Here is a 13204-nt window from a genome sequence, read left to right on the forward strand (position 1 = left end):
CCTGAAGGCCGACCTACATGCGATTGGGTTTTGTGTGGTTGGGCTTTTGACGGCCTGAAGGTCGACCTACATTTGGGTGGGTTTGGTGTGACCGTTTTTTTGACGGTCTAAAGGCCGTTCAACATTTGATTCGTGTTGGTTTTGTGTTTGTCCTTTATTTCTGCATTTTTATATTTCTTGCTCCTAAGTTTTGTTAGACTGATAGGATTATTTTGTCATATGCGAAGGATCTGTTTTGAAAATCATTCCTGTCATTTTATCTGGTGGTGTAGGTAGTCGTCTTTGGCCGTTATCGCGTGAGCATTTTCCTAAGCAATGCCTGCCTTTAACGGATACCGAATACAGTCTTTTACAGCAGACGATGTTGAGAACGGCGGCTTTGGATGTGGTGTCGCCTATTGTGGTGTGCAATGAGGATCATCGCTTTTTGATTGCTCAGCAGTTGCAGGCTTTGAAGGTGAAAGACGCGAGTATTGTGTTGGAGCCTAAAGGTCGTAATACCGCACCGGCGATTGCCTTGGCGGCGTTGGAAGCGCAGCGTTGTCATGGAAATGAGGCGTTATTGTTGGTGTTGCCTGCGGATCATGTGATTAGAGATGTGGCGGCCTTTGAAGCGACGATTCAGCAGGCAGTTATGTTGGCGAATGAAAATGCCTTGGTGACTTTTGGGGTGCAGCCTACACGTCCTGAAACGGGTTATGGTTACATTCGCGCCGGTGAAGATTATGCGGTCGCAGAGTTTGTCGAGAAACCGAATCTTGAAAAGGCTCAGGCCTATTTAGATTCTGGTGACTACCTGTGGAACAGCGGGATGTTTTTGTTCCGTGCTAAGGCGTTTTTGGATGAATTGGCATTGCATCGGGGGGATATTTTCCAAACGGTGAGCCAAGCCTACCAAGAGCGTTCGGAAGATTTGGACTTTGTGCGTATCGATGCAGAGTTGTTTGCACAATGCCCTGAAGAGTCGATTGATTTCGCGGTGATGGAGCCGACGAAAAAAGCGAAAGTCGTGCCTTATGCGGGGGATTGGAGTGACATTGGGGCTTGGGATGCGTTGTACGATTACGCAGATAAAGACGCTGACAATAATGTCCTGCTAGGCGATGTCATGGCAGAAGGTTCTACTGACTGCCTTATCCGTTCTGAGTCGCGTTTGGTTGCCGCGGTGGGGGTGCGTGATTTGGTGATTGTCGAGACGGCTGATGCGGTGTTGGTAATGGATAAAAACAACGCCCAAGATGTGAAGAAGATTGTGAAACGCATCCAAGCCGAAGGTCGTGAAGAGCATATGTATCACACCACCGTGCATCGCCCTTGGGGAACCTACCAAACAGTCGATCTTGGTCATCGTCATCAAGTAAAACGTATCATGGTCAAGCCCGGCGAGAAGTTAAGTGTGCAGATGCATCATCATCGTGCAGAGCATTGGGTGGTGGTGTCTGGTACGGCGAAGGTGCAAAACGGTGATCGTGAAATTCTGCTCACCGAAAACGAATCGACTTACATTCCGGTGGGTGTGGTGCATGCCTTAGAAAATCCTGGCAAGATTCCTCTGGAGCTAGTGGAAGTGCAGTCGGGTAGTTATTTGGGCGAAGACGACATTGTGCGTTTCAGTGACCGCTATGGTCGTTAAAACAATGGCCGTTGATAAAATGATCGCTGAGCAAGGGTTGATAAAATGAGTACAAATGCTGTGCAGGTAAAACAACTTAGCACTGAGTTGGGTGTGGCCTTTGGCACGAGCGGTGTGCGTGGTTTGGTTAAGGATTTAACGCCGGCGCTTTGTTTTGCGTTTGTGCGCTCTTTCCTTCAAGAGGTGTGCCCGACGTCGTCTCGTGTGGCCATTGGGATGGATTTACGTCCTAGTAGCCCAGAGATTGCTAAAGCGTGTTTACTGGCCGTTGAGTCCTTTGGTGCGCAGCTTGTGTTTTGTGGGGCTTTGCCTACGCCTGCTTTGGCGTTTTATGCTATGCAAAATAGCATGCCAGCGGTGATGATCACGGGCAGTCATATTCCTTTTGATCGCAACGGTATTAAGTTTTATCGTCCAGATGGCGAAATCAGTAAAGCAGACGAGACCTCTATTATGGAGGGGACGGTTGCTGTGCCTAAATCTGTCGCTGAGCAAGCGGCTCAGTTGGCGTTGCCTGTCGTTGATCATTCTGCTGTTAAGCTTTTTAAACAGCGTTATACCTCGCTTTTCCCGTCGAATATGCTTTCAGGCAAACGTATTGGTGTGTACGAGCATTCCAGTGTGGCGCGTGATGTGATTAAAGCGTTATTAGCGCATTTTGGTGCCGACGTTATTTCGTTAGAACGTACTGAGACGTTTGTGCCTATCGATACCGAGGCGGTATCGGAAGAAGATGTACAGAAAGGCTTGAATTGGTCTAAAGACTATAAGCTGGATGCCATTATATCCACAGACGGTGATGGTGATCGTCCGCTTATTGCTAATGAAAAAGGTGAGTGGTTACGCGGTGATATTCTGGGTGTGCTCTGTGCTGATTATTTACAAGCCACTCACGTGGCGGCACCCGTAAATGTGAATACGGTTCTTGAGTTGAGAGGCAAATTGCAAAGCCCTGAACGGATCTCGCTGAGAACTAGAATTGGCTCGCCTTATGTCATCGCTGGTATGGAAGATTTGCTGCAACAATCGCAAGATGCCAGAGTCGTTGGTTATGAAGCCAATGGCGGTTTTTTGGTTGGTGCTGATTTTGTTGTTAATAATCAAGTATTACATGCTTTACCAACGCGAGACTCCGTATTACCCGCTTTAATTGTATTGGCTATGTCGTTTGAGCAAGCTTGTTCCGTCAGTCAATTAACCAATGGCTTCCCGCAGCGTTATACCGCCAGCGATCGAATCAAAGACATTCCAACAGATGTCAGTAAACAGCTTATTGCCGATATTAAAACGAACAAGGCGAAACAAGCTGAGCTTTTATCGGTAGTAAAGCAAGACGGTGAGGCGCTAGAAGTTGTTTCAATTGATGAAACCGATGGACTTCGTATGACGCTAAACAACGGGGACATTGTTCACTTAAGACCGTCTGGTAATGCACCTGAATTGAGGTGTTATGCTGAGAGTGGTGATCGGGTGAGATCTGTGAGTGTGGTATCCTGTATGCTTGGGCATAAACTGTTTACTAATTTTTAACTATATTTTAATTACTACCTTGTAGAAGCATGGAGTTTCAATGAAAAAGAAAGCCCTTATCACCGGTGTAACAGGCCAAGACGGTTCTTACCTAGCGGAGTTTTTGTTGGTAAAAGGGTATGAAGTACATGGTATCAAACGCCGTGCTTCTTCTTTTAATACTCAACGAGTGGATCATATTTACCAAGATCCACATGTGGACAATGCGAGTTTTATTCTTCATTACGGTGATTTGACGGATTCTTCTAATTTGACGCGCATTTTGCAAGAAGTGAAGCCAGATGAAGTGTACAACTTAGGCGCTCAGTCTCATGTAGCGGTGTCGTTTGAATCCCCTGAGTACACAGCGGATGTAGATGCAATGGGTACATTGCGTTTATTGGAAGCGATTCGTCTACTTGGTTTGGAAAAAACTACTAAGTTTTATCAAGCGTCTACTTCAGAGTTATACGGCTTAGTGCAAGAAACGCCGCAAAAAGAAACCACGCCTTTCTACCCGCGCTCTCCATACGCTGTGGCGAAAATGTACGCCTATTGGATCGTGGTGAACTACCGTGAATCCTATGGAATGTATGCGTGTAACGGCATTTTATTTAACCATGAATCACCGCGTCGTGGTGAAACCTTTGTGACTCGTAAGATTACCCGTGGTTTGGCGAACATTGCGCAAGGCTTAGAGAAGTGTTTGCATATGGGGAACATGGACGCATTACGTGATTGGGGCCATGCGAAAGACTATGTGCGCATGCAGTGGATGATGTTGCAACAAGATCAGCCAGAGGACTTTGTTATCGCAACAGGTGTGCAATATTCCGTACGCCAGTTCATTGAATGGTCTGCGAAAGAATTGGGTATTACGTTAAAATTTGAAGGCCAGGGCGTAGATGAGAAAGCCATTGTAACGGCTATCGAAGGCGATAAAGCGCCAGCGTTGAAAGTCGGCGATGTCGTGGTGCAGATTGATCCACGCTATTTCCGTCCTGCGGAAGTGGAAACCTTATTGGGTGATCCAAGCAAAGCGAAACAGAAACTTGGCTGGACACCGGAAATCACAGTACAAGAAATGTGTGCAGAGATGGTATCGGAAGACTTAAAAGTAGCGCAACGACATGCCTTCTTGAAATCGCACGGTCATGATGTCTCTGTGTCTGTCGAGGAAGCGCGCTAATGATTAAGCAGCGTATTTTTGTTGCGGGACACAATGGTATGGTTGGCAGCGCTTTGGTGCGCCAACTGTCTCAAGACCCTAATAACGAGATTATTACCGCTGACCGTACTGAATTGGATTTAACGAACCAGCAAGCGGTACAGAACTTTTTTGCTGAACAGTCGATTGATCAGGTGTATTTGGCGGCGGCGAAAGTAGGTGGTATACATGCGAACAACACTTACCCTGCGGACTTCATTTATCAGAACCTCATGATTGAAGCGAACATCATACATGCAGCTCATTTGCATAATGTACAAAAACTGCTCTTTTTAGGGTCTTCTTGTATTTATCCTAAGTTGGCTGAGCAGCCTATGCGTGAGGATGCTCTATTGACTGCAACATTAGAGCCGACGAACGAACCTTATGCCATTGCCAAAATCGCGGGAATCAAGCTGTGTGAAAGTTATAACCGACAATACGGTCGTGATTATCGCAGTGTGATGCCGACAAATCTTTATGGGCCAGGTGATAACTTCCATCCAGAAAACAGCCATGTGATCCCAGCTTTAATTCGCCGCTTTCATGAAGCAAAGGAGGCCAATGCCCCGATGGTAAATGCCTGGGGAACTGGGACGCCCTTGCGCGAGTTTTTGTATGTTGATGATATGGCCGCGGCATCTATTTTTGTGATGAATTTAGACGATGCCACTTATCAGAGAGAAACACAGCCGATGTTATCTCATATTAACGTGGGCAGTGGTATTGATTGCACGATCAAAGAACTGACAGAAACGGTTGCTAAAGTGGTGGGTTACCAAGGAAAGATCGAATGGGATGCCAGTAAGCCGGATGGTGCGCCAAGGAAGCTCATGGATGTATCTCGTTTGGAAAGGTTAGGTTGGAAATCGACGATTGGCTTGGAGCAAGGCTTAACCAAAAGCTATGCGTGGTTTTTAGATAATCAAGCAGATGTTAGGTGCTGATACTAATTGCTGATGATTTTAACAAGAGGGGTTGCCGTGTTAGCTAAGGTATTGGCATTGCGACATCACCAAGGCTTTTTAAAGTATCTAAAAAATACTAGCTGGATGATGGCAGAACAATTTTTACGCATTCTTGCTGGACTGTTTGTTGGTATATGGGTAGCTCGTTACTTAGGACCAGAGCAATTTGGTTTATTCAGCTATGCATTGGCTTTTACTGCAATCTTTGCAGGTATTGCTAAGCTTGGTTTGGACGGTATCATGGTCCGCCAGCTCATCAATGAGCCAGAAAAGCGTGATGTATATCTAGGTACGGCCTTTTGGCTGAAGGTAATTGGTGCTTTTGTTGTTATGGGGTTAATGGCGCTCATTGTGCCTTTCACCTCTAATGATGCAACAACGAACTTATTTATATTTATTATTGCAACTGGATTGGTATTTCAAAGTTTTGAAGTGGTCGAATTTTATTTTCAATCGCAAGTTTTAGCTAAAATAATATCTATTTGTAAGGTTATTCAATTAGTCATTTCTTCTTGTATAAAGATTTACTTAGTAATCTCACAATCTGATTTAGTTTGGTTTGTTGTAGTGACAGCCTTTGATACGCTAAGTATTGCCATTAGTTACTTTTTTGCATATAGAATTAGAAAAAATCCGTCATTTTATAAACGATTTGATTTGAATATCGCCAAGCAGTTATTAAAAGACTCGTGGCCACTGATGTTCTCCGCCATTGTAGTTATGATCTATATGCGTATCGACCAAATTATGATTAAGGAGATGCTAGGGGAATATGAGGTGGGTATATACTCTGCTGCAGTTAGATTAAGTGAAGCTCTTTATTTTATTCCCGTATTGATTTCCGCATCATTATTTCCTGCAATTATTAACGCAAAAAAAATAAGTAATGATCTTTATAAGCTTCGAATGCAGCGTTTTTATACTCTTATGATATGGCTTGCAATTTTGATTTCTTTGCCCTTGACTTTTTTAAGTGATTGGTTTGTTTTTGTTTTGTTTGGTGAAGAGTTTACGCAGTCATCAAATATACTTAAGATTCATGTATGGGCAAGTGTTTTTGTTTTTTTAACGGTTGTTTCTGGTAAGTTTTTAACTAATGAAGGGAAAACACAAAAAGTATTTTTCAGGAATTTTGCTGGAATGTGTAGTAATGTTTTACTTAATTTATATTTAATACCCGATTATGGTGGTGAAGGCGCTGCATTCGCTACATTATTAAGTTGGTTTATTGCTGGTTATCTATATGATTTTGTTGATAGGAGTCAAATCGAAATGGCTATGCAAAAAACAAAGGGTTTTTTTGGAATTGTAAAATGATTAAAGAGTTTTTACATTTAAATGAAGTTAATGGTTTAGTAGAGGATTTTTTAATAGAAAGTCTAGATGATACTGAATATCTTAAGAAGACAATGAGAGCAGTAGAGCTTTTAACATATAATAGATTTGATCTCGCTTTGAAATTGGCTTACCTTGAGCTAAAAAACAAAGCGCCAAGTATTGCACGTAATATATATTTTCATGATATACGATCACAAACACTTGGTTCATTTGAAGAGTTTGGGAATGAAAATAAAAAAACTTTTGATATATACGTTAAAAGCTTTTGTGATACATTTTTAAATATTGAATTAAATGGCTTTGATAGTGCTATTACATTAATACCACTTTCTTTAAATGGAACCATAGTTAATGGGGCTCACAGAGTTTCGTCTGCAATTTATTTGAATAAGGATGTAGCATGTATTGAAACCAATTTACCTGAGGTTTCACCTAATTATATGTATTTTTATGAAAGAAATGTGCCTTCAGAAATTCTTGATATCGGTGCAATTAAATTTTCTGAATATTCTGAAAATACATATCTTGCTTTTTTATGGCCATCCGGAAGAGAAAACTATAATGCTGTAGAGCAACTTTTTAGTAAGGTTGTATATAAAAAGAAAATAGAGCTTAACTCGCAGGGAGGTCTTAATTTACTTGTTGAGCTATATAAACATATGGATTGGATCGGCAGTGAAAGCAATAACTTTCCTGGTGCGCATCAGAAGTTATTTGAGTGTTTTACTGATTTTAAACCCTTAACAGTAATTATGTTTCAGTCTGATAGTTTAGAGCAAGTGCAGGCTTTAAAGAAAAAAGTGAGAGCGATAAATGGTATAGGATTTAGCTCAATTCATATAACTGATACAAAAGAAGAAGCAATAAGAATTTCTAAACTAATTTTTAATGAAAATGGGCTTCATTTTTTAAACCATGCAAAACCATATAAAATCAGAAAAGTTCACGAAACACTAAAAAAACTCGGAGAAAAAAATAAGGTTTCAGGTATAAATCAAGATTTTGTTTTGGGTGGAAGTATGACTTTGGGGGTTTATGGATTACGTGATCCAAAAGATGTAGATTATATTGCTAATGATTTTTATATCTTAGATGAATATAATGAAATTATTGAACCTCATGATAGTCAATTGGAATTTCATAAAATAGATAAAGTTCAACTTATTTATAATCCTAATTATTATTTTGAATATTTAGGTTTTAAGTTTTTTTCGTTTAATCAAACCTTTGATTTTAAAAGAAATAGAGGTGAGGCGAAAGATGTCAATGATTGTGAAATTATGAAATCGATAATGGAACGAAAACTTTTCCGTTTTTACATTGCTAAGTACAGGCAAATAATTTTATATAAAAAAATATTACTTAAAAGAGAATCTAAGAAAATTATTTTTTACATTCTAAATAAAACATCTACTTATAATTTAGTGCGTAAAATTTATCGGAAATATAAAAGCAAATGAAAATTTTGATTGTAAATACATTGGATGTTCAAGGTGGCGCGGCTCGAGCTGCCTATAGGTTGCATCAGGCTTTATTGGCTGAAAGTGTGGACAGTGCAATGTTGGTACAGTCTAAATCATCTGATGATTATACAGTTATTGGTCCCAACACAAAGATTAAAAAAACTTTGAGTAAACTTCGCCCTTCGCTAGACAGTTTGCCATTGTTTCGTTATAAAAACCGCTCTAAAACTTTATTTAGCTTAAACTGGCTGCCTTTTTCTGATGTTGTTGATCGTATTAATGACATAAATCCTGATGTTGTACATTTGCACTGGGTCAATGCAGGAATGATGCGCACTGAAGACCTGATTCGTATAAAAGCGCCTATTGTTTGGTCTCTTCATGATATGTGGCCATTTACCGATGGCTATCATTATGATCCTAAATTTGATATTAATGATTACGGTCTATCTTCTGAGCCCAGATTACATCATCAAGCTAAAGTTTTTTCACGAAAAAATAAAGCATACAGAAAAATTAAAAATATAACAGTTGTTGGTTTGAGTAAATGGTTACACGATTGTTCTAAGAACAGCTCGTTATTAGGTGATAAAGTACATGTCAATTTACCTAATCCAATTGATACTAAGGCCTATTCTCCCTTCAATAAAGGGCATGCAAGAGATTTATTTAATTTACCTTCAAATAAGAAACTGGTTCTTTTTGGTGCAATGGGTGCTACTAGTGATCCACGTAAGGGTTTTAAAGAATTAGCAGATTCTTTATCATTATTAAATACTCATGTAGAACTTGTTGTGTTTGGTTCTCGCAAACCAGAGCGCCCCCCCAACTTTAAGCAGAAAGTTCATTATCTTGGGGAGTTAAATGATGATGTTAGCTTACGAATATTATACAGTGCGGCAGATGTGATGGTCGTCCCTAGTTTACAAGAGAATTTATCAAATGCCATTATGGAATCATTGTCTTGCGCTACACCTGCAGTAGGTTTTGATATAGGGGGGAATGGCGATTTGATAGAACACCAAAAAACAGGCTACCTAGCTAAGCCTTTCGATACTGCAGATCTAGCTAAAGGCATTGAATGGGTATTGAATGCAAAAAATTATGAAGAAGTATGCCAAAATGCTAGAGATAAAGTTTTATGCGAATTTGATAGCCAAGTAGTAGCAAAAAAATATATTGGACTATACAAAAGTATACTTGATCCTGGTAAGAAAGCATGAGTTCAGATTTATTAGAAGAAGATAAAATGGGTGATATTTTTGTTCTAAACCCAAACCATAGTACTACTCGTAGACTGATTAAAAATGATTTTAATCAGAGAGCAGAGTTAATTAATCAGTTAAAAAAAACAGATGATAAATTTGAAACAGCTTTATTTCTTTCTGAAGGTCATGCTCGTCAAGGAGAAGGTGGTCTTCGTAAGAACGGTTGTGTTAAAGATGGTTGCTATGATCTACCTTTAATTACAGTTATTACTATAGTTTTTAATGGTGAAAAACATCTGGAAGAAACGATTTTAAGCGTCATTAATCAATCTTATGATAACGTTGAATACATCATCATAGACGGTGGCTCTACCGATGGTACTTTGGATATTATTAGAAAGTACGAATATGCTATTGATTACTGGGTGTCTGAAAAAGATAATGGAATAAGTGATGCCTTTAATAAAGGGGTTAGAGCATCTTTTGGTGATTATATAGCAATCTTAAATGCAGATGATTTTTATTTTAATGACGATGTTCTGGAAAAATTATCCTTAAAATTGGATTTAAAAGAAAATGAAATCGTATATGGAAAGACTAAGAAACTTACTGCTGATGGTTTCGTACTTGATAAAAAAGACAACAATATAAGTTGGGCGATGTCTGTACCCTTTTCCCATTGTTCTAGTTTCTTAAGTCGGAATATTTACAAAGAAATTGGATTGTATTCTGAAAAGTATAGTATTGCGATGGATGTAGACTTATTGATCAGAGCAAAGTCCGTTGCCAAAATAAAGAAAATCCCCGATATTATTGCGGTACAGCGAGATGGTGGTGTAAGTGATAGACATAGATTTAGGGGGTATAGAGAGTATATTCGGGCATCCTATCCATTTCATGGATTTAAAGTTTATTTTTTCTATTATCTTAAAATTGCAATTGCCTTGAATTCTAAGTTTGTTAAACCTAAATTGAGGCTTCTTAAATCTAAGTTGGGGTTTAAATGAAGGAATTATTAAAAGGTATTCTGTTTTATTTTATTAATCATATTTTAAATAAAGTGCCCTCTCGTAAGGTGAGAATGTTTTTTTATTGTTTTTTGAGTGGCAATAAAATTAGTAGGAAGGCGGTTATTGGTTTAGGTGTTAAAATTCTAGATATTAGAGGTATTCACATTGGGGAGTACTCTAATATAAATTTCGACTCAATACTGGATGGTAGAGGAGATGGTGTTTATATTGGTTCCAATGTAGATATTGCACCTCAAGTTAATATTTGGTCATTAGAGCATAATCCTAAGAGTTCTGGGCATGAGGCGAGAAGCGGAAAAGTCATAGTTGAAGATGGCTGCTGGCTTGCGAATCGGGTTATTGTACTACCGAACACTTTTATAGGTAAAAATGTTGTTGTCGCAGCAGGATCTATTGTACATGGTCGTTTTGAAGCTGGTAAGGTATTAAAAGTTGAAAAGGCGAAAGTAACAGGAGTATCTTTTTCTGGTGAAAGAAAAAAACTTAAGAGTATAAGGATATTTCGATGATTCACTTTCTCACTGATCTTCAAATAGTAAATGTTGATATTTTAAATTTGGTGTATAATGAAAAAAATAGCGATAGTTGATCCTTCTTCTTATACCTTACCTTATGATACTAGCTATATAAAATGTCTTTCGAAAAAAATGGGAATTGATTTTTTTTGTTCAATGGGTAAAGACTATCCGGTTTTTTTCGAAGATTTGAATGCCTATAGTGATAATGTATATTCTTATAAAATTTCGCCAAGCTCTAGTGCTAATGTTTTTTTCGGTATTTTTTCGTATTTAAAAATGCTTTTAAAAATATATTCTAATAGGGGGAGGTACGATGTTATAAACTTTCAATGGTCAATTTTTTTTCCATTTGAATTTATTTTTTTTATTCTTTTAAGAGATAAAGTAATATTTACTATTCATAATGATGTTCCTCATGGTTTTAAAGGGAGGCGAAAGCTTACTTACTATATATTGTCTAAGATTTCGAGGAAAAATATATTTGTTAGTGAATATACTAAAAAACGATTTTCTGATAATTACTTTGAAAATGATAAAAATATTGTTGTTCAGCATGGGAATATGTATTTTGGCGACTATTTTTTTCAAAAGAAAGAAAGAAATGAATACCATTACGATGTTATTTTTTGGGGGAGAGTCGAGTCCTATAAAGGAATCGATATATTATTAACCCTAAAATCGTTAGGTTTTGAATTTGGTATCTATGGTCGTTGGAGTACAAGTCTTAATAAGCTGAAAAATGAAATGGAAAAATATGAAGACTTTCATATTTTTGATGAATATATAAATGAAGAGAAATTAATAGCTATTTTTAATAAACGTGCCATATTTATTTTACCCTATAAAGCTGCAACTCAATCGGGAGTTTTATATACTTTTTTAGCCTATAGAGTTGTCTTTATTGCTTCAGATGTAGGTGAAAATGCACAGTTTCTAAGAAAACATAACTTTCATGATCTTATTTTTAAGCGTGATGATCCGAAAGATATAATTAGAGCTTTTAACTATGCAAGAACTAATTATGATTATTTGGTTGAAAGATTAGATGTTGTTTCATCTGAATACGAATGGTCTAATATATTGACAGATAATAAGGTAGATGAGTTTTTTTGCTGATTTATTCTTTAAAAAAGATAGCTTTTTTTAGTGGGTTGATTATGTTTTTTTTATTTTTTTCGAGTTTTCTTTGTCTGATTTATATTTATATTGGTTATCCTGCTTTGATCTCCTTTTTATCGAAAGTGAATCGGAAGTATAAAAGAAGTCAAACTATATTGGTGAATGAAAATTTACCATCGATTACCATTGTCATCCCTGCGCATAATGAAGAAACCGTTATCGAAAGTAAACTTCTGAACCATCTGGAACTGGATTATCCAAAGGATAAATTAAAAATTATTGTTCTTGATGATACATCAACAGATAGAACCTTTGACATTGCTTCAAAAGTGAAAGCAATGAACCCTGATCTTGTTGGAATCTTTCAAGTCTTCGATGGAAAGGGAAAAACGCATGCTATTAATACTCTTATGCCAACATTAGGCAGTGATTTAGTTGTATTCTCTGATGCAAACGTTTATTTGAGAGAGGACGCACTTTCTCGTATTGCTGAGGTATTTTTAGATTCAGGTATCGGTTGTGTGGCTGGTCAGCTTAACTACATTAATGAAGATGTTAATGGGTCTGCATTTTCTAACGGTTTGTATTGGCGTTACGAAGAGTTTATTAAGCAATGTGAATCTGATACTGGTTCCATGATGGGAGCAGATGGCTCTATTTTTGCCATTAGAAGAATACTTTATCGTCCTCTTGATACTGGTATTCTAGATGATTTTTCGACTTCAGTTGGAGCTATTTGCCAAGGTTATCGTTTAGCTTATTCTGCCGATATTTGTGCCTATGAAAAAGGTGCTGAAAAAAGTACTGAAGAGTTTTCTCGTAAAGTGAGAATTAGTAATCGTTCATTTAATACATATCGCCATCTTAAGAAAGAAATTCATGCTTCTTTTTCCATTTTTAATCTCTTCAAGATGTATTCGCACAAGGTAATACGTTGGTTTTCTTTTTTACCTATGTTTGTGATGTTTTTGTCGTCTGCTGTTTGGATGTTTTCTTCACTGCTTGGCTGTGCTTTATTTTTTTTGCAGTTATTCGGATATTTTTATTTATGGCTTTGTTACAAGAACGAGAAGTTGAATGTCTTAGGAAAGGTTGGCGATATTTTGTTATATTTTGTTATGACAAATCTTGCTTGTTTTATAGGTATCTATTTGTCCCTTCGTGGCAAAAAAATTACAATTTGGAAAAAAGCTGATTCTACTCGCTAAAA

At 37.9% G+C, this 13204-nt stretch carries 11 protein-coding genes; all 11 read left to right on the forward strand.

Features of this window, described 5'->3' with window-relative positions:
• Positions 1-235: 235 nt before the first annotated feature.
• From DKT73_RS11205 to DKT73_RS11255, 11 genes are read left to right on the forward strand one after another with little or no spacing between them, the layout of a single operon-like run.
• Positions 236-1633: a mannose-1-phosphate guanylyltransferase/mannose-6-phosphate isomerase gene (locus DKT73_RS11205; protein ID WP_111638647.1), complete on the forward strand. Its 1398-nt coding sequence runs from the start codon at positions 236-238 to the stop codon at positions 1631-1633.
• Between the two features lie 45 nt (positions 1634-1678).
• Positions 1679-3163 carry a phosphomannomutase gene (locus tag DKT73_RS11210; protein WP_111638648.1) on the forward strand — a complete coding sequence of 495 codons (1485 nt, stop codon included), beginning with the start codon at positions 1679-1681 and terminating at the stop codon, positions 3161-3163.
• Between the two features lie 40 nt (positions 3164-3203).
• Positions 3204-4331: a GDP-mannose 4,6-dehydratase gene (gmd, locus tag DKT73_RS11215; protein WP_111638649.1), complete on the forward strand. Its 1128-nt coding sequence runs from the start codon at positions 3204-3206 to the stop codon at positions 4329-4331.
• Complete coding sequence (gene fcl / locus DKT73_RS11220; protein ID WP_111638650.1) at positions 4331-5296, forward strand: GDP-L-fucose synthase; 966 nt, start codon at positions 4331-4333, stop codon at positions 5294-5296. Before gmd ends, fcl begins: the two co-directional genes overlap by 1 nt.
• 36 nt (positions 5297-5332) lie before the next feature.
• The gene (locus DKT73_RS11225; protein WP_198666600.1) at positions 5333-6634 is read left to right on the forward strand and encodes a flippase; all 1302 of its coding nucleotides are present in this window, start codon (positions 5333-5335) and stop codon (positions 6632-6634) included.
• Positions 6631-8115, forward strand: a complete 1485-nt coding sequence (locus DKT73_RS11230) for a hypothetical protein (RefSeq protein WP_111638652.1) — start codon at positions 6631-6633, stop codon at positions 8113-8115. Before DKT73_RS11225 ends, DKT73_RS11230 begins: the two co-directional genes overlap by 4 nt.
• Entirely contained in the window at positions 8112-9341 is a 1230-nt protein-coding gene (locus DKT73_RS11235) for a glycosyltransferase family 4 protein (protein WP_111638653.1), read from the forward strand. The genes DKT73_RS11230 and DKT73_RS11235 overlap by 4 nt, the downstream gene beginning before the upstream one ends.
• Positions 9338-10333 (forward strand): glycosyltransferase family 2 protein, encoded by a 996-nt coding sequence (locus tag DKT73_RS11240; RefSeq protein ID WP_111638654.1) that lies wholly within the window; start codon positions 9338-9340, stop codon positions 10331-10333. Before DKT73_RS11235 ends, DKT73_RS11240 begins: the two co-directional genes overlap by 4 nt.
• Positions 10330-10866, forward strand: coding sequence for an acyltransferase (locus DKT73_RS11245; protein ID WP_111638655.1), 537 nt, complete (start codon positions 10330-10332; stop codon positions 10864-10866). Before DKT73_RS11240 ends, DKT73_RS11245 begins: the two co-directional genes overlap by 4 nt.
• A gap of 57 nt (positions 10867-10923) precedes the next feature.
• The gene (locus DKT73_RS11250) at positions 10924-11991 is read left to right on the forward strand and encodes a glycosyltransferase (RefSeq protein ID WP_111638656.1); all 1068 of its coding nucleotides are present in this window, start codon (positions 10924-10926) and stop codon (positions 11989-11991) included.
• Positions 11985-13202, forward strand: a complete 1218-nt coding sequence (locus DKT73_RS11255) for a glycosyltransferase family 2 protein (protein ID WP_111638657.1) — start codon at positions 11985-11987, stop codon at positions 13200-13202. The genes DKT73_RS11250 and DKT73_RS11255 overlap by 7 nt, the downstream gene beginning before the upstream one ends.
• Positions 13203-13204 lie beyond the last annotated feature (2 nt).

Origin of the sequence: Marinomonas shanghaiensis, from assembly GCF_003259175.1 — a bacterium.
Classification (GTDB): Bacteria; Pseudomonadota; Gammaproteobacteria; order Pseudomonadales; family Marinomonadaceae; genus Marinomonas; species Marinomonas shanghaiensis.